This window comes from Ignavibacteria bacterium, from assembly GCA_013177855.1.
GTDB lineage: Bacteria > Bacteroidota > Ignavibacteria > Ch128b > Ch128b > Ch128b.
The window spans coordinates 1,073,293-1,091,828 of sequence record JABLYA010000001.1 but is presented as its reverse complement, the minus strand read 5'-3'; the positions used below and the strand labels follow the sequence as shown (position 1 = coordinate 1,091,828).

Annotated in this window: 15 protein-coding genes; 14 read left to right on the top strand and 1 reads right to left on the bottom strand. The window is 32.3% G+C overall.

Translation table 11 applies throughout. From position 1 onward, the window contains the following. Nucleotides 1-15 precede the first annotated feature (15 nt). The 14 genes from plsY to HPY57_04515 all read left to right on the top strand — a co-directional run bounded on the left by plsY (nt 16) and on the right by HPY57_04515 (nt 17,143). Nucleotides 16-696 carry a glycerol-3-phosphate 1-O-acyltransferase PlsY gene (gene plsY, locus HPY57_04580; protein NPV11050.1) on the top strand — a complete coding sequence of 227 codons (681 nt, stop codon included), beginning with the start codon at nt 16-18 and terminating at the stop codon, nt 694-696. A 2-nt stretch (nt 697-698) separates the two neighbouring features. Continuing rightward, nucleotides 699-1,700 (top strand): NAD(P)H-dependent glycerol-3-phosphate dehydrogenase, encoded by a 1,002-nt coding sequence (locus HPY57_04575; protein ID NPV11049.1) that lies wholly within the window; start codon nt 699-701, stop codon nt 1,698-1,700. A 223-nt stretch (nt 1,701-1,923) separates the two neighbouring features. Further along, nucleotides 1,924-2,868: a nitronate monooxygenase gene (locus tag HPY57_04570; GenBank protein ID NPV11048.1), complete on the top strand. Its 945-nt coding sequence runs from the start codon at nt 1,924-1,926 to the stop codon at nt 2,866-2,868. A gap of 106 nt (nt 2,869-2,974) precedes the next feature. Then, nucleotides 2,975-3,466, top strand: a complete 492-nt coding sequence (locus HPY57_04565) for a cytochrome P460 family protein (GenBank protein NPV11047.1) — start codon at nt 2,975-2,977, stop codon at nt 3,464-3,466. A 155-nt stretch (nt 3,467-3,621) separates the two neighbouring features. Then, nucleotides 3,622-4,446, top strand: a complete 825-nt coding sequence (locus tag HPY57_04560; protein NPV11046.1) for a DUF4905 domain-containing protein — start codon at nt 3,622-3,624, stop codon at nt 4,444-4,446. Between the two features lie 8 nt (nt 4,447-4,454). After that, nucleotides 4,455-5,027, top strand: coding sequence for an AmmeMemoRadiSam system protein A (gene amrA, locus HPY57_04555; GenBank protein NPV11045.1), 573 nt, complete (start codon nt 4,455-4,457; stop codon nt 5,025-5,027). After that, entirely contained in the window at nt 5,017-5,847 is an 831-nt protein-coding gene (gene amrB, locus HPY57_04550; GenBank protein NPV11044.1) for an AmmeMemoRadiSam system protein B, read from the top strand. The genes amrA and amrB overlap by 11 nt, the downstream gene beginning before the upstream one ends. Nucleotides 5,848-5,858: 11 nt before the next feature. Continuing rightward, entirely contained in the window at nt 5,859-6,719 is an 861-nt protein-coding gene (locus HPY57_04545) for a DUF2520 domain-containing protein (GenBank protein ID NPV11043.1), read from the top strand. A gap of 56 nt (nt 6,720-6,775) precedes the next feature. Further along, nucleotides 6,776-8,116, top strand: a complete 1,341-nt coding sequence (locus HPY57_04540) for a glycine--tRNA ligase (protein ID NPV11042.1) — start codon at nt 6,776-6,778, stop codon at nt 8,114-8,116. A 13-nt stretch (nt 8,117-8,129) separates the two neighbouring features. Continuing rightward, entirely contained in the window at nt 8,130-9,023 is an 894-nt protein-coding gene (locus HPY57_04535) for a hypothetical protein (protein NPV11041.1), read from the top strand. A 249-nt stretch (nt 9,024-9,272) separates the two neighbouring features. Continuing rightward, nucleotides 9,273-10,385, top strand: coding sequence for a hypothetical protein (locus HPY57_04530; protein ID NPV11040.1), 1,113 nt, complete (start codon nt 9,273-9,275; stop codon nt 10,383-10,385). A 56-nt stretch (nt 10,386-10,441) separates the two neighbouring features. Further along, nucleotides 10,442-11,674, top strand: a complete 1,233-nt coding sequence (locus HPY57_04525) for a hypothetical protein (GenBank protein NPV11039.1) — start codon at nt 10,442-10,444, stop codon at nt 11,672-11,674. Next, complete coding sequence (locus HPY57_04520) at nt 11,671-16,197, top strand: AAA family ATPase (GenBank protein NPV11038.1); 4,527 nt, start codon at nt 11,671-11,673, stop codon at nt 16,195-16,197. The genes HPY57_04525 and HPY57_04520 overlap by 4 nt, the downstream gene beginning before the upstream one ends. Nucleotide 16,198: 1 nt before the next feature. Then, nucleotides 16,199-17,143: a mechanosensitive ion channel gene (locus HPY57_04515; GenBank protein ID NPV11037.1), complete on the top strand. Its 945-nt coding sequence runs from the start codon at nt 16,199-16,201 to the stop codon at nt 17,141-17,143. A 1,098-nt stretch (nt 17,144-18,241) separates the two neighbouring features. Here HPY57_04515 and HPY57_04510 read toward each other — a convergent pair. After that, on the bottom strand, nt 18,242-18,517 hold the full coding sequence (locus tag HPY57_04510; protein NPV11036.1) for a co-chaperone GroES: 276 nt from the start codon (nt 18,515-18,517) through the stop codon (nt 18,242-18,244). Nucleotides 18,518-18,536 lie beyond the last annotated feature (19 nt).

Below are 18,536 nucleotides of genomic sequence, written 5' to 3'. Positions count from 1 at the left end.
AAATAATAGGTTAATATGTTAACAATAATATTGATTCTGCTTTTATCATATCTTGTAGGTTCAATTCCGACAGCGATAATTGTGAGTAAATTAGCTGCCGGCATTGATATAAGAAATTATGGAAGTGGAAATGCGGGTGGAACAAATGTCTTTCGTGTTTTAGGATGGAAATATGGAATTCTTGTTATGCTGTTTGATGCTTTTAAAGGTGTAGTTGCGGTTGTATTTATTGCACGACTTTTTTTCTTAACCGAAATGCCTTTTGATAATCCAACACCCTTCGATGATTTTACTTTTGTCCAATTACTTGCAGGGATTTTTGCTGTGATAGGTCATGTGTTTACTGTTTTTGCAGGTTTTCGCGGCGGAAAAGGAATGGCTACTGCCGTTGGAATGGCAGCGAGTTTAATGACCATAGATGTTTTAATTGCTGCTGCAGTTTTTCTTTTAATGTTGATTAAATTTAGATATGTGTCCTTAGGATCGATCAGTGCAGCAGTTGCTCTTCCAATAATTCTCTTCATTAGAGAAAATATCTTTCATGTACATATTGAAGGTTACACTACACTTATCTCCTTTTCAATATTTATTGCAATCTTCATTATTTATACTCATCGCTCTAACATTAAAAGGTTAATTGAAGGAACGGAAAATCGAATAAAGAGAATACCTCTCATTCAAAAAAAATCTGAGTAAGTATGAATGTAGCTGTTCTTGGAGCGGGTGGTTGGGGAACCACCCTCTCTATTTTGCTTCATGATAATGGACACAAAATAACTCTTTATGAATACAAACCAGATTATGCTGAATTCCTTCGACAGAAAAGAATTAATGAAATTTACCTGCCCGATGTAAAAATACCCGAAGAGATTGAAATCACCTCTAATCTTGATAATGCAACAAAAAGCCGACATATAATCGTTTTAGCTGTTCCAACTCAATACTTAAGAGGCGTACTGGAAAAAATTAAATATGATTCTATAAAGAATTCGGTCATTGTGAATGTTGCGAAAGGAATAGAGATATCAACATTAAAACGAGTATCTGAAATCATTAAGGATGTTTTTCCCGCAATCGATGAGGCTCAAATTTCAACACTCTCAGGACCAAGTCACGCCGAAGAAGTTGCCAGAAAAATTCCAACTGCAGTTGTTGTCGGATCAAAATCAATTGAAACTGCAAGATTTGTTCAGAATGAATTTATGAATCCTTATTTCCGTGTTTATGCGACAACTGATATTGTTGGAGTTGAGCTCGGTGGGTCATTAAAAAATGTAATTGCAATTGGTGCTGGTATTTGCGATGGTGCTGGATTTGGTGATAATACTAAAGCCGCAATTATGACGCGTGGTATTGCCGAAATTTCTCGATTGGGAGTTGCTCTCGGTGCAAAACCTGAAACATTTTCAGGTTTATCTGGAATGGGTGATGTAATTGTAACCTGTATGAGCAAATATTCAAGAAATAGATATGTCGGTGAACAAATCGGCAAAGGGAGAAAATTAAAAGATATTTTAGCTGAAATGGAAATGGTCGCTGAAGGTGTAACGACTGCTAAAAGTGTTTATCAACTCTCACAAAAAGTTAATGTCGATGTTCCAATTTGTATTGAAGTTTATAGAATTCTCTACGAAGACAAAGATCCAATTCTTGCAACAACTGAACTAATGACCCGCAGACCAAAAGAAGAAAGTATTTAGTAACCGAATAAAAATTTAATTTTCAACTTCCCTGTTCAATTTTTATAATCATAAAATTGACTTAGCATTCCAATTCAAAATTCATTTTCAATCATAAATTAAAATCACATTCAAAACCTCTTTGTTTAAAGTTATTTTCATTTAAAACTATTCCAGTTCATTTAATTGAATAGAGAATAATTAAACTTTAGTAAATTAAATAAAAAATGGACGAGCAATGAAAATTAAAAATCGCATCACCGACCTCTTTGAAATTGAATATCCTATCATTCAGGCTGGAATGGTCTGGGTTTCTGGTTACAAATTAGCCGTAGCAGTGAGCGAGTGCGGAGGGCTTGGACTTATCGGTGCAGGTTCTATGAAACCTGATCTTCTGAGAGAACATATCCAGAAAGCAAAGGCTCAAACTTCAAAACCGTTTGGAGTTAATATTCCGCTGCTTCGCGGAGATGCAGAAGACTTGATAAATGTTGTAATCGAAGAAAATGTAAAGATTGTTTTCACATCGGCTGGGCATCCAGGAAAGTTCATTGATAAATTAAAAAGAAATCAAATAAAAGTTGTGCATGTTGTTCCGTCTGTAAAATATGCAAAGAAAGCAGAAGAAGTTGGTTGCGATGCAATTGTCGGGGAAGGATATGAAGCAGGTGGACATAATGGCTTTGATGAAATCACAACTTTCTGTCTAATTCCAATGCTTGTAGAAAGTGTAAGAATTCCTGTAATTGCTGCTGGTGGAATTGCAACTGGTAAACAGATTGCTGCTGCATTAGCTCTTGGTGCTGAGGGAGTTCAGATCGGGACAAGATTTGCTGCAACTTTCGAATCATCAGCTCATGAAAATTATAAACGAAAAATTGTTGAAGCTGAAGATAATGGAACGGTGATTGGATTTAGAAAAATTGGACTTGTTAGGATGATTAAAAATAATTTTGCATTACGAGCAATTGAAGCAGAAAAAAATTGTGCCGATGAAAAAGAATTAAGGGAGATCTGGGGCGAAAAACGAGAACGACTTGGCATTTTTGAAGGTGATACCGAAGAGGGCGCACTTGAAGCAGGGCAATCAGCAGGTTTGATTAAAGAAATTCTTCCTGTAAAAAGAGTTTTTGAGAAATTATTAGAGGATTTTGATCAGACAGCCTTAAATCTCTTAAGAATGGTCTAATTTACCTAAGATCAGGGTGAAAAAAAGCTCTTGACTTGAAAATTTACAATCGATATAATCATTAGGAATCCTAAAATATAATAAAAACCAAATTAATGGAGGACTTATGCAAACCTTAAAACACAAACTTTTCTATATTTTCATAGCTCTAACTGCTTTTGGATTCTTAGCATTAAATCAAAGTGGAACAGATGTTCCGTATCCAGAGGGATATAGAGGATGGACTCATATCAAATCAATGGTTCTTGAAAAAGGGCATCCTCTCTATGAAGCCTTTGGTGGAATTCACCACATCTACGCAAATAAAACCGCACTCGCTGGGTATAAATCTGGCAATAAGTTCAAAGACGGCTCAGTGATTGTCTTTGATCTTTTTGAAGCCGTCTCAGAAGACAATGCAATCACAGAAGGAAAAAGGAAAGTTGTAGGCGTAATGGTAAAGAATTCGAAAAAATATAAAAACACTGGCGGCTGGGGATTTGAAGGATTTGCCGGTGATACGAGGGAGAGAGTTGTAAAAAATATGGAAGGTGAATGTTTCGCTTGTCATATGCAGGTAAAAGATAAAGATTTTGTTTTCAGTGAGTACAGAAAATAATAATCATCAAAAAGTTGCCTGTCCTTTTGCGAGGAGCTTTTCTAGCTCTTCGCTTCTTTAATTTTTGAAATTCTTACCTTTGCAATAAATTTTTCTCAATTCAGTTGGAATTAAACAAGATAAATTTCTAAATTTTATAAGAAAGAGAGCGTAATATGTCCAAAATCCAAAAACTATTTTCATTTAATCAGGGCAGAAATATCTGGAGAATTATTCTAACTGACCTTGAACAGATTATAATTGAGGAAAGGGATGTTCAAAAAAAGGAAGTCTACTTTTCTTGCATTGACAGAGTAAATGGAAATTTTTTCTGGAAAAATAAAACCTTCCTCGACGAGAAATTCTGGATTGGTATTGAAAGCACAATCTCTAAATATCTTATTCTTCATCAATTCGAAAAACCTGATATGCCAAATCACAAAAAAATTATAAATGTTGATCTTAACTCGGGTGAAATATTATGGGTGAACGATGATTTAACTTTTTTCAACATCGATGAGAATTATGTGTACGGTTACATTCCTCAGTTTGATAAAAACGAGTTCTTTAAGTTATCCATTGAAGATGGAAAAGTTGTAAGCAATCTCGGAGGCGATGATGAAGCTAGAGCAGTTTTGAATTCTATTAACGAAAAAGATTATTCCAGATATCAATTCACGCAAATGTTAAGCGGGTCAGATGGCGAAGAAGAAATTTCCAGCTTAATCAATCGATTTTTACCGAATAGTTCATACTTAAATTTTTGTGAGTATATTGATCGAAGAGATTTATTGATTTTTAATGTTTATGATAAAATTGAACCACGCAGTTTGATAAACAGATTAATAGTTTTCGACAAGATAGAAGAAAAACCAATTTTAATTGAAACACTTAATAGCTCTACTCCTGCCCCAGTTCCTGACTCGTTTTTTATGTATGATGATGATTTATATTTTATAAAAGATAAAATGGAACTCGTTGGTTATAGAATAAATCCATAGGAGGCAACATGAAATTAACTTATGAGGAAAAGAAGATACTTTTAGAAATTGCAAGAGATTCGATAAAGGAGGAATTCGGTCTAGCAACTGTGGATTTAAATCGAGATTTTTCTGAGACGCTTAAGCAAAAATGTGGTGCATTTGTCACATTAACAATTGATGGAGAACTTCGCGGCTGCATAGGTTATATTGTTAGTGATAAGCCTCTTTATGAATTAATTTATGAAGTTGCAAAGAAATCAGCATTTGAGGATCCGAGATTTTATCCATTATCAAAGGAGGAAGTTGATCATATCGAAATTGAAATTTCAGTTCTTTCTCCACCAAAAAGAATAAAATCGATTGATGAAATAAAAGTTGGAGAACACGGTTTAATAATTCAAAAGGGACCTTTTCACGGATTGCTTCTGCCGCAAGTTGCCACAAGATACAATTGGACAGTTAAAGAGTTTCTCGAACACACATGTTTAAAAGCAGGATTAAGTAAAAATGAATGGAAAGATCCCCAAACTAAAATAGAAATTTTTTCGGCGGAAGTTTTTTCAGAAAACGAAATAGGAGGGAAGCAAGATGTTAACTAGTGAAATTCGTCCACCGGCAGTTGCTGGAATGTTTTATGAAAGAGAACCAGTGCGATTGAAAAAAGCAATAGAAAATTATTTAAATCAAGCTCATCCACCTAAAATTGAAGGTGAGATAATTGGACTTGTTTCACCTCATGCTGGGTATTTTTATTCAGCAAAAACAGCAGCCTATGGTTATAAACTTATTAAAGGTAAAAAATATAATTCTGTCGTTGTTATTTCTCCAAGTCATTATGAATATTTTCGTGGAATTTCCATTTATAACGGTATTGCTTATCAGACACCGCTCGGTACAATTTCAATTGATTCTGAACTTCGAGATGAGCTAAAAGATTATAATAATATCATTGAATTTTCAAAGCGTGGTCATGGAAGAGAGCATGCACTTGAAGTCCAACTGCCATTCCTGCAAATGGTGTTGGAGGACTTTAAATTACTTCCTATTGTAATGGGTGATCAGAGCAAAGAATTTGTTTACTCGCTTGCAGAGCTTTTAGCTGAGGTTCTAAAAAATAAAAATGTTTTGCTGGTTGCAAGTTCAGATCTTTCACATTATTTCTCTCACGATGTCGCAAATAGCCTTGATTCAAGAATAGAACATTTAATAAACAAATTTGATGATGAAACACTAATAGATGAACTTGAAGAGGAAAAAGTTCAGGCTTGCGGAGGCGGACCAATTGTAACTGTAATGAAAACATCTAAACTTCTTGGCGCAAATAAATCAAAAGTCCTTTATAGAAATGATTCAAGTGAAGCAAGCGGGGATAAACATCAGGTAGTTGGTTATCTATCAGCTGTATTTTATAAGGAGTAACTAATCAGTAGATGAAAAATTTATCGGTTGCGATTATTGGTGCTGGAAAAGTCGGGAGCGCTTTTGCTGTTTCGTTGAAAAAGAAAAGAATCAAAATCACTTCAATAATTGATAAGAATCATAAAAAAGCTAAAACTTTAGCAGCAAAAGTAAAGGCTAACCACTATTCAAAAAAAATTTCGGAAATCCCTGAAAAGACTAATCTCTTTATTATTTCTGTTCAAGACAGATTCATAAAAGAAGTTTCACAGGAACTGTCAAAAAATTTTTCTGATTGGAAAGGGAAATTTGCATTTCACACTTCTGGTTCTTTAAACTCTGATGAATTAATTGATTTAGCCGAAAGAGGCTGTAATGTTTTTTCTTTTCATCCAAATTATAGTTTTGCATCTGACTATTTCGAAGATAATCTAATTAATTTTAATGATAGTGTATTTGCAATTGAGACTGATTCAAAAATATCAAAGCATTTTGCAATAGATTTCTGTAAAAAAATGAATTGGGACTATATCATTCTTAAAAAAGATCAAAAACCAATTTATCATGCTTTTGCCGTTATTTTATCGAATTATACAGTAACTCAGTTTTTTCAGATAAAAAAATATCTCGGTAATAAGGCAGTCAAATCTTATTTGAACTTATTACTTTCTACAATTCAAAATCTTAAAAACTTAGGAGTGGAGAATGCATTAACGGGTCCGGTTATAAGAGGCGATGTTTTAACAATTAAAAGAAATCTAACGTCAATAGAAAATTTAAACGAAGAATTAAAGTTGATTTATAAAAGTTTTGGACTTTTAAGCTTAGAACTTGTCGAACAAAAACTTGATAAACAAACATTTCAGGAAATAAAAAAACTTTTTTCAAATTAGGGTTGATTTTGTAAACACTTTATCATTAAGTAATTTTATGTTTAATTAAAACAAATTTGGAGGTAAGATTGAGCGTATCCCTTGAAACAATTGTCTCATTAGCGAAAAGAAGAGGATTTGTATTTCAATCATCTGAAATTTATGGTGGACTTAATGGATGCTGGGATTATGGTCCACTTGGAGTTGAGCTATTAAACAACATTAAAAGAGAATGGTGGCAATCAATGACTTTCAGGGAAGATATCGAAGGAATTGATGCTGCCATTTTAATGCACCCAAAAGTCTGGGAAGCTTCAGGTCATGTTGCCAATTTCACAGATCCAATGGTTGATTGTAAAGAATGTAAAGCTCGCTTCCGTGCAGATCAACTGGAAGATGCAATGTGCGGTAATCCAGCTTACAAAGGACGAAAAGCAATTAAATGTCAACAGGAAGGAAAATTCACTGAACCAAGACAATTTAATTTGATGTTCAAAACCTTCATCGGTCCAGTTGAAGAAGATGCAGCGATTGTTTATTTAAGACCTGAAACTGCACAGGGAATTTTCGTTAACTTTTTGAATGTATTAAATTCATCCAGGCAAAAAATTCCATTTGGAATTGCTCAAATCGGAAAAGCTTTTCGAAATGAAATTAACACTAAGAATTTCCTTTTCAGGACAAGAGAATTTGAACAAATGGAGATGCAATATTTCGTCAAACCAGGTGAGGATATGAAATGGTTTGAATACTGGAAAGAAGAAAGGATGAAATGGTTTATCGAACTTGGTTTGAACAAAGATAAACTTAGATTTTCTCCACATCCCGAAGATAAACTTGCACACTATGCTCACGCTGCTGTTGATATCGAATACGAATTTCCATTTGGCTGGGGTGAGATTGAAGGAATTCATAACAGAACTAATTTCGATTTGACTCAACACACTAATTATTCAGGCAAAGCTCTTGATTATTTTGATGATGAGACCAAGGAGAGGTACATTCCTTATATAATTGAAACTTCAGCAGGTGCCAGTAGAAGTTTTATGACTTTTCTAATTGATGCTTATTACGAAGAAGAAGTTCGAGGTGAAAAACGAGTTGTTTTAAAATTACACCCAAAACTCGCTCCGATTAAAGTTGGCATTTTCCCGTTGGTTAATCGTGATGGAATGCCGGAAATTGCAAGAAAGATAACGGAAGATTTACGAAAAGATTTCAGAGTGTTTTATGATGATAAAGGTGCCGTTGGCAGAAGATATCGAAGGCAGGATGAGGTAGGAACTCCGTATTGTGTAACAGTCGATAGTCAAACTCTGGAAGATCAAACAGTGACAATTAGAGAAAGAGATTCAATGGAACAAATAAGGATTAACATTAATAAAATTGCTGAATTCTTAAAAGAAAAATTAAAATAAAATGGGAGGAATTATGAATACTTATAAAAAGTTAATTAGCATTCTAACAGTTTTTACAATTTATTTTGCATTTACCGCAGCTGATTGCAGTAAATCAACTGAACCTGAGCAGCCAATCTCCAATCCACCAAATCCGCCAGCTAATGTATCTGTAGTTGTTGATGCAGTTGCTGGAGGTGATGCATTTGCGATCGTAAGCTGGGAAAAATCACCCCAACATGATGATGCAAATTTCAAGGGTTACATTGTTGTAACTTATGTCGTCAATCAGATGGGTGATCCGCAAAGCACATTTGATTCTGCATTTGTTTCCAAAATTGATTCAAGAAGAAGGATTATTCAAAACATTCAAAGAGGAATTAGATACAAAACTTTTATATATGCTGTAAATCAGGACAATAAAAGAAGTATCCCATTCGGAACTGTGATTTATGCTGGTGTTTATTATGGTGAAGGAGTTATTGATGAGTTCAAATTAACAGGAGCAGCAAAATCGGGTTTTGGATGGAATCCATCAACAGGTGCAGGAACGCAATATTCATTCGGTCAAACATATTATCCAAATATCGATTTACATATGAGAGTGGACTCAGCAAGCAATGTTTTAACTTTTTATTCACCTAATGTGAAAGCAGCTTATCCAGGTGCAAGAATTACGAAGTTTGCTGTTGTTCCAAAAACAGCACAGGAAGGTTTTGACCTGGTAGAAGGTTTGGAAGAACCAACTCTTTCAGCAGTTTCTGTTGTTAAAGATAATGTGTATTTATTAAAAACTCAGGACAGCATTTATGTAAAAGTTTGGGTCAAAAATATTAAAACAACCGGTTCCGGAACTGATGCTTACAAATCCGCTGAGTTTGAATATAAAATTCAACCAATTGTAAATCTAAGAGTAGTTAAAAAATAAAAATTTTCTGAATGCTCAGGTTGTGCCTTCTCAACCTGAGCATTTTCTTTTTTAAATCATAAGTTTTAAAGAATGTCTTCCCTAATAAAAAATGATTTTCATTGTAAAGTGATAATTGATTTTCGAAGCTATCAATTTGATTTCTTTAAGATCACAACAAATCGAAACTAACTCATATTTTCTATGAAAAGGGCAATCCTTTCAATTTTATTTGTTCATATTTTCTTGACATTTGCATTTTCTAATGAAATAATTAAAGACTCTGCTCGCTTTGCTCACACCATAGATTTTGAGTTAAGAGTTAAAAAAGGAATTGACTACATTTATAATATTCAATTTGATTCGGCAGAGGTAGTTTTCAAAAAATTGATGTTAGAATATCCGGATAGTCCTGCAGGCAGATTTTTCCTTGCGATGATTGATTGGTGGAGAATTGCGATTGAACCTGAAAATGAATCCTTAGATAATTTATTTTTTGAAAAACTTGAGGATGTGATTTACCATTGTGATCAAATTTTAAAAAACGATGAAAAAAATCTTGACGCAATATTCTTTAAAGGAGGTGCAATTGGTTTTCGTGGACGATTAAGAGGATTGCGAGACAGCTGGATCAAAGCTGCAGATGATGGAAGAGAAGCTTTACCACTTCTTCAAATTGCCTGGTCAATTGATTCAACTAATTATGACTTACTCTTTGGAATGGGCATTTACAATTATTTTGCTGAAGTAATCCCCGATGAATTTCCATATGTCAAACCTCTTATGATTTTTTTCCCAAAAGGGAATAAGAAACTGGGAATTCAACAGCTTAAAACTGCAGCTGAAAAGGCAAAATTTGCCTCAACTGAATCAATGTATTTCTTACTTTACATTAATTATCATTATGAGGATGATATTTTCGAGGCGAGGCGTTACGCATCAATCCTTCATGAAAAATATCCGTTGAATCCAATTTTTCATCGTTATCTGGGAAGGACTTATATCAGAGCTGGAGATTACAAAACAGCTTCAGAGGTTTTTACAGAAATTTATTCAAGAGCTGAAGCGGGTCTCCCTGGTTATAACAAAAATGCGATGCGCGAAGCAGCTTATTACATTGGAATGAATTATAGATTTGAGGGCAAATTCGATTCCTCTGCATATTTCTTTAAAAAATGCGTAGATATCAGCAAGGAAATTGATAAAAAGGGGGATGAGTCTGGTTTTCAATCTTACGCTGCTTTGAATTTAGGAATAGTCTATGATTTAATGGGCAGACGAGATGAAGCAATCGAAGCCTATAATTATGTTCTTTCCATAAAGAATTGGAGTGACGCTCACTCATCCGCTAAAAGATATCTTCAAACTCCTTATGGAAATTAATTAATTCATTTGCATATTTGTGAAGTGATGATTCAGATACAAACACATATTTGCCAATGAATACATTTTTACTTCTTATCTTAATTGTCATTTTTGGCTTTCTTTCTTTTCACTTTATAAATCAAAAACTGCAAAAGCGATTACTTTATCTTACAGGACTCGAATTCTTGTTTATTGGTATTTTTATTGGTGAGCCTTTTATAAATTTTTTGAATGGAATATTTAATATCAAACTTCCAATTTTACTTGATAGTGAAGGTTTGCTTCAGTTAAAACCAATAATTGCAACAATCTTAGGTGCTGTAGGTTTTTCTGTAGGACTTCAATTTAGAATTAAAGAACTTTTCAACTATTCAATTGAGCATTTCAAACTTGCTGTTAATGACATTATACTCACCACAATTTCGATGAGCGGGCTTAGCTTCTTTTTGATGTATTATCTGTTTCAAAATATTTTATCAATTGAAAACATAATTACTAATTCATTGATCATTGGAATCTCTGCTTCGACTTTTTCGAATGGAGTTCTTGAATCAATTCAGAGTAAGTTTGAGGTCTCAGGAACTAATTTTAATACACTTCAAAGAATTTCAAAGATTAATAATTTTCTTGCAATTACATTTCTTGGTTTGATGTTTACAATTTTTCACAAAGGACAAACAAGCGGAATTCACATTACTCCGGTTGAATGGTTTGTATTGAACATCGTTCTTGGATTGATTATTGGATTTTTATTTTTCGTTTTTCTTGAAAGAGAAGAAAATGAAAATAAACTCCTAGTGGCTTTGCTTGGAATTATAATCTTTTCTTCAGGGACTGCCTATTATATGAATTTCTCACCATTATTTTTGAACTTGCTTGCAGGATTTGTAATAGGGAATGTTATTAAATCAAAAGATATACTTGTGTCAGTCTTTAAAAAGTTAGAACATCCTTTCTATGTGATTATTTTAATTTACGCTGGCGCAATTATTCGTATTGATAATTTCTGGATTTTCTTCGCGGGTTTGTTCTTATATATATTAATCAGAGTAGTAATTAAATACTTTAATGGGTGGCTTAGTTATCATTCTTGTTTCGATAAAAATAAATTTAGTCCAAGAATTGGTTTGGGTTTAAACACTCAGGGAATTATTGCAATTACAATGATGGTTAATTTCCAGCAGGTTTATGATAATCCATTGACAAATACTTTATTTGCTGTAATAATAACTGCTGTCCTAATTAACGAAATACTCTCAACAAAACTGACAAAAGATTTATTGATAGATTTAAGTGAAATAAAATGATTTCATTTATCCGAAAACTTGGAATTATTATAAGCCTAATATTTTTAGTAAACATTTTCGAAGTCCTTCAAGTTGACACTGGCCAGATATTTCATGCCGATACTTTAATTTCGCTAGGATTTATCCTGATCGCTGCTTATTCGTTTGGTGAATTAACTTATTATCTTGGACTTCCAAGAATCAGTGGTTATTTAATCGCTGGAATTATTTTCGGACCTTATTCATCTGTAATATTTGGAACTGATCTATTAAGTATTTTTACTGATACATCAGTAAATGATTTAAGATTATTAAATGGTTTAGCAGTAGGATTAATTGCTATTTCTGCCGGCGGTGAAATTGTATTAAAAGAATTTCTGGCTGAAAAGAAAATTATTTCTCTAATAGTTTTGTTCAAACTGATTTTATTACCAGCAGTTTTAACAGGTATAATTTTATTTACCGCTCCTTATATTCCTATTTTTAATAATGTACCTTATAATGTGATATTGATCACCGCTCTTTTTACTGGTGTTTTGATGCTTGCAACTTCTCCAGCTGCAACTATCGCTGTGATGAACGAAACAGGTGATAGAAGTAAATTATCTCAACTTGTTTTAAGCATCGCAGTTGTTAAGGATATTATTCTGGTTATTCTGATTAGCTTACTAATAGCCTTTTCTAAAAGTATTTTAGGTGGTGCAGGATTTAATTCAAGTGTGCTTTTAGATGGATTAAAGGAAATAGTTTTATCCATTGTTGCAGGTTCAACTGCTGCTTATTTGATAATTCTGTACTTAAAATATATCAAAGAAGAATTGCTAATTTTTATTCTCGCATCTATTTTAATCATTTCTGAAGTAAGTAAACTTTTACATCTCGATGTTCTGCTTGTATTCATCACCATTGGTATTGTTGTAAAAAATTTTTCGAAATATTCTGATGATTTAATAGAGCCAATAAAAAAACTTTCTCTGCCTGTTTATGTAATCTTCTTTACGATTGCCGGTGCTGGTTTAAATTTGAATGCTCTTGTTTTAACTTTTCAACTTACCATTTTAATCTTTGTTGTAAGATTAATTCTTCTCTATTCTTCCACTAAAATCGCAGCAAAACTTGCAAGTGAAGTACCTCTTTTACAGAATAATTTATGGCTCGGATTTGTTTCTCAGTCTGCAATGGCTCTGGGTTTTATGATTTACTTCACATCAAATATCAATCAGGTGCAAGAATTAATTACACCGATAATTGTTTCAATAGTTGGATTAAATCTATTGATTGGTCCAGCGTTATTTAAGATTGCTATAAAGCGTTTTAATCGAGTTTCTAAAACTGCGGAGAAGAAGGAAGAAAAGAAGATAATAGAAAAAATTCGAAAAGATATTGTCCCGCAAAAGAAATTTGATGTCCCACAATTCGAAGATCCTGAATTAAACAATCTGATAATTTCTCTAAGAGAAAAATTAATTAATTATTTGAAGGAATTTGAAAATAATCTTATCAACAAACGAAGCGAAGATGCTCTTGAATTTTATTATCAGGTTGTTGAGAAATACATCGAAGAATATCAAAAACTTAAAAATTTATTCACGAAAGGGAAGATTACAGGGAAAGAAATAAAAGAAGAAGTTTTAAATATTCAGCAGGAGATTTCTTCCTGGTTTGCCGAGCTCAGCGTCAAGCGTAAATCTGTTGAGCAACAAATACTAAATGCTGAATATCTGCTTCAAAAATTATTTGATGATCTGAAAGAATACTCCGAAACAGTGCCTGAATTTATTGTAGTTGAACAGGAGCTTGATAAGTATGAAACAGAATCAGATGACAGCTACTTAATCAAATTTGTAAAATCTTACAAAAGGTTATTAAGAAAGATTAAAAAATTCTTAGGCTTAAAGTTTGTATTAAAACGAAAGATACCATATGTAATTCTGGTAAAGTATTTCTTTGAGTATCAGATTGCACTTGAAATGGAAAAAGCTGCATTTTTAATGGGAATGGAAAGATTGAACATACTGAGAAAAGTTAAAAGAATTTACGACGATGTAACTAACAATCTCGAAGAGCTACTCAATCTTATTACTGAATACAAAGATATAGATGCTGTTTCGCTACTTGCTATCGATAAATTGAACGAAATTCACGATAGGCTTAAACAGGAAATCTCCTCAATTGGTGAGGAAATCGAAAGCTCAAATCAAAATATCAGTACAAGATTAAATTATGCATTTGCCAATCCTTTCAATCAATTCCTGAAAGCGATTCTCAAAGCTGGAACAATTGAACTAAATATTCGAAAGTTTCATTTCTCAAAAATTTATTCTGAATCGCTTAAAGCAAAAGAGACAACTCTTGAAACGATTAGATTCTGGGTCAACTATTTCTTAGGTTTTCTTGGAGTTTGTGAGCGGGATGCACGAATTTTCGAGATTACGGGAAGGATCAATTCTATTGTAAACGATACGATGGTTCATCATTCTGATACGATCAATAAAGTGCTAAAAGAATTAATTAATGAAATTAATACAATTCTCAAATCATTCGAAAAGGAGCTTGAGAATAAAAGTTTATTGAGTTTTGAAAAGATTTCAATTATCAAAAATTTGATCTCAAAGTATCGTGATGAGGTGATTTTAACTTTAAATGAGAAAGGCATTGCCCGATTAAACTATTTGAAAAAAACTTACAGCCTGATTAATACAATAAATTCTCTTAAAGAAAGATTCAATTCGCTCATAAAAGAGTATGAAACCGAAATTAAAGTTCTTGATGATCGAGATTTTGAGATTAAAGAAACCAGAACCAGATACATTGAACTTAAAACTCTTCATTTTACAGATGTAATTAAAAGTTATTTTGAAAATGAAATTCTCCAAGAGATTATCAAACTCAATGAGATCGTCAATGACCATTTGAGTAGTTCAATCTTAGAATTAAAAAATATTGAAAATGTGATTTATTATCATTTCAACATCGCAATTGAAGAGATAAATACATTAGAAAAAGAAATTGATCGAGACCAAATTGGTGAAAGCTTCCAGAAAGTATTTGATGATACTTTAAAGACAACTACTAAACTGGTTCGAGAGAAAATTAAAGTCTGGGAACGTCAAATTGAAAAATTCGAGAGAGAAATTGAACTTGCTCTAACAGAAAAAATCTACAAACAAATTACTGCAATAAAAGAAGCATTTACAAAAGAATTAACAATTGAACTTGAGAAGAGGATTAAGAAAAGTAAATACGAAGAATTACTGGACACTGTCGTTGTCTCTTTTAAAGAAAATCTAAAGAAACTCAGAAAGCAATGGGTAATTCTTAAAAGAAGATATAATCAAATTTTAAAACCGCTCCTGAGAGAAGTCAAGGATATTTTAGAAATTGATCTTGAAGGTAAAAGCGTTATAATTTACTCTTATGAGCAAACAATCTACGACAAGAATGTTTATAATTCCCTTCCTTTCGTTTACAAAAAACTCTTCGATTACACTTCTTCAGAAATAGTTGAGATACTCGTTGGAAGAGAAAAAGAGAAATCAATTCTTCATAAAGCTTATGAAAGAACTTTAAATGGCTTGCCTGGTTCAACTGCCATCATTGGTGAAAGTGGAACTGGTAAAAGTAGCTTGATTAGTTCATTTTTAATGAAAACTCAAATAGATACGCAAATACATCGTTACACTTTTGAAAAGACAATTAAATCGGAAAAAGAGTTATTAAATATTTTATCCAAAATGCTTGGGCTCGATTATATCGCAACTTACGAAGAATTGATAAGTGAGCTGAACATCAATCCAAAATACAAAGTGATAATTCTTGAAGACATTCATAAGATCTTCCTCCGTAAGTATGGTTATTTAGAAGCAATGAAGAAATTACTTTTAATTATTTCTGAAACTAATCATAAAATTTTCTGGGTTGTCTCAATTTCATATCATGCATGGGAATTGTTAAATCGAATTTTAAATATCAGTAACTTCTTCCCATTTCAGATTAAAACAGAAGTACTGACAAAAGATCAAATCAAAGAAGCAATTCTAAAACGACATCGAACCTCTGGATATGATCTTGAATTTTTAGCCGATGAACATTTGAAATCTTATAAGTATTTGAAATTAAGTCTTTCTAATAAAGACAGGCAATCAAATCTTGAAGAAGAATACTTTGATCGTTTATATGATGCCTGTGAAGGCAATATTACTTCGGCAATGTTCTATTGGATGAAATCAATTAAGGAATTCAAGAATAATAAAATTTACATCGCTCCGTTTAAGAAACTTGATTTTCGTTTCCTTCAAACCTTTGAAATTGAAAAATTGCTTACGCTTTCAAATTTAATTCAGCATGGTAGTCTAACTATTGCCGAACATCAAGAAATTTTCAGTTGTGATTTAGAGAAATCGAAAACGATCTTAAATTTCTTGAACGCTGCAAATCTTGTCCATTTTGAATTGAATGAGTTAGGCGAAAAAGTATTTTATATCAATCCAGCTCTCTATAAACCAATTGAAATAGAATTAAGAAAATTACACATCTTTGAATGATATGAAAGTGATTGTGTTTTTATTGCTTAATTTTGTTTTTCAAGTTGTCCAGATGGACACAACATATCGAGACTTCCCAATCGATACGAGCACAACAATCGTTACTCCAGCCAAAGTAGAAACAGTAAAAATTGTAATAAAGGAGAAAGAATATACTCCTCTTATAAATGAACAGAATAAGTCAGAAAAATTTATAGATGATTTAATCTCACAAATAATTCCTGTTGGCTGGAAGATATTATTAATTTTACTAGTTGTTTTTTTGATGGGATTTTTAAACTACCGATTGAATCACTTCTACAATAAATATAATCTCTCCTCAAAATTCAAGAATGCGGATTTAATAAAGGTAATCTCGCACATTTTAATATGGACTTTTACTGTTGTCTTTATTTTGTTTGTGATTTTGAAAACATCGGGAATTTTAGTTTTACTCTTTTTGATTTTTGTTTTCATTGTTTTGATTATATCAATCGGTGAGCTTGCGAAAAATGTTGTTGGTGGAATTATGATTTTGATTGATAAACCATTTGAGTACGGTGATTGGATAAAGATCAGCAATTATTCAGGTAAAGTACATTCAAAAAATTTACGAACGACTGATATAATAACTGAAGATGATTCGTTGATAAAGATTCCAAATCAACTTTTTATTTCATCGGCTTTTGAAAATTTAAATGTTATTTCTAAGAATAAACAGGTGACATTTATTATTGAGATACCGCCCAGGGCTGAAATATCAAAAATCAAAACTGCATTAAATGAAATTGTATCGCTTTCAATTTTTAATTCAATCAATAAACCAGTTGAGGTAATTTATAAAGGCAGGAATGATAAAGGTAACCTTGAATTTCAAGTAAGAGCCTATGTCTTTGATGCAAAGTTTGAAAGTGAATTCAAATCCGATGTTCAAGAGAAAGTTGCGGAGATTTTTGGTGTTAATTGATTAATTATAATCAGATAATTTGTGCATCATAAAAATTTTGATTTTTAATTAATTCGAAATACTCTCAGATCAAATTCACAGCCTCACTAAATCTCAAAAGTTTTGTTATTGTGTAAGATATAATAAAAATTATCTAAGCTTTTAAAAATTTTTTGTTTGACTAAAATCATCTTTGGTCATACAATGTTTCAGGCATTACAGAAACTTTATACTTGAGCAAAGCGACTTTTATTCAATTGTTAATTCTTCTCATTTAAGAATTGCATTTTATGTTTCAGCCTTAAGGTCTCTTTCATTGAAAGATTGTTCCTTTTCATTTATCAATAAATTTTCTTTTCTCCCTGTTAAGATTTTTACAACTAAAATTGCCTCTTACAGATATACCGATGACTCTCTTTAACTCAATAAAGGTTCTCTTTCATACAAAAATGGTTCTTTTTCACCCAAAATTGCCTCTTTTAGACCCATCGATGGTTTTTTTTCACTCAAAATTGGCTCTTTTAGACCCATCGATGTTTCTTTTTCATTCAAAAAAGGCTTTTTTTTAATTCTTATTGGTTCTTTTACAATCAAGTATTAGTTTTCTCGATACACGCTTGGCCCTTTTTTACTTAACTATTACTCTTTTTGAGACAAATCTGACATTTTTTGAGATGAGATATATCATTTCAGAATTTCCTGAATTTCTGAATGATAAATATTCACAAATACAAATTTGAAAATTAATGAAAACTTAATAATGAATTAATTTACAGAGTTGCTTTAAAAGTTTATCAAATGAATAATGATTTTAAACTTATTCGGAGATTAAACTGAAGGGAGATATTTAAAAAAAAAGAATTTGGAGATCGCATTGGGTTAGGGGCATCGTTATTGAGGTGGGATTTAAGTGAGGTGACCGGTTAGGGCTACTCTGCGATCTCCAAATTTCAAACTCTAAAAGAACTAATTTTCAATTTTTCAATTCGATTACTGAAGTCACTACCTTCAAAATTAGAACACACTTTTCACCACAAATTTAATTAATGTTTCAAAAATTTCAAACATTGCTTCTTAATTTGAAGGTAAAAGAATGGGTAGTGATTTCAGTTTTTCAAGTTATTTTTCGACTATTGCAAGAATATCAGAGCGAGGAATAATTTTAAGAGTCTTTCCATCCAATTCAATCTCTTCACCACCATATTTCGCAAAGTAAATCATATCACCAACTTTGACTTTTTCTCTTAAATCTTCATCGGTTCCAACAGCTAATACTTTTCCCATTCTTGGTTTTTCTTTGGCAGTGTCAGGAATATATAATCCTGAGGCGGTTTTAGTTTCTTCTTCTTCGATTATCTCAACAAGTACACGATCATCTAATGGTTTTATGGTCATATTTAACTCCTTTTTTGTT

Coding starts and splice junctions, on each gene's coding strand:
- plsY (NPV11050.1), top strand. CDS start 16: ATGTTAACAATAATATTGATTCTGCTTTTATCATATCTTGTAGGTTCA.
- HPY57_04575 (NPV11049.1), top strand. CDS start 699: ATGAATGTAGCTGTTCTTGGAGCGGGTGGTTGGGGAACCACCCTCTCT.
- HPY57_04565 (NPV11047.1), top strand. CDS start 2,975: ATGCAAACCTTAAAACACAAACTTTTCTATATTTTCATAGCTCTAACT.
- HPY57_04560 (NPV11046.1), top strand. CDS start 3,622: ATGTCCAAAATCCAAAAACTATTTTCATTTAATCAGGGCAGAAATATC.
- amrA (NPV11045.1), top strand. CDS start 4,455: ATGAAATTAACTTATGAGGAAAAGAAGATACTTTTAGAAATTGCAAGA.
- amrB (NPV11044.1), top strand. CDS start 5,017: ATGTTAACTAGTGAAATTCGTCCACCGGCAGTTGCTGGAATGTTTTAT.
- HPY57_04545 (NPV11043.1), top strand. CDS start 5,859: ATGAAAAATTTATCGGTTGCGATTATTGGTGCTGGAAAAGTCGGGAGC.
- HPY57_04535 (NPV11041.1), top strand. CDS start 8,130: ATGAATACTTATAAAAAGTTAATTAGCATTCTAACAGTTTTTACAATT.
- HPY57_04525 (NPV11039.1), top strand. CDS start 10,442: ATGAATACATTTTTACTTCTTATCTTAATTGTCATTTTTGGCTTTCTT.
- HPY57_04520 (NPV11038.1), top strand. CDS start 11,671: ATGATTTCATTTATCCGAAAACTTGGAATTATTATAAGCCTAATATTT.
- HPY57_04515 (NPV11037.1), top strand. CDS start 16,199: ATGAAAGTGATTGTGTTTTTATTGCTTAATTTTGTTTTTCAAGTTGTC.
- HPY57_04510 (NPV11036.1), bottom strand. CDS start 18,517: ATGACCATAAAACCATTAGATGATCGTGTACTTGTTGAGATAATCGAA.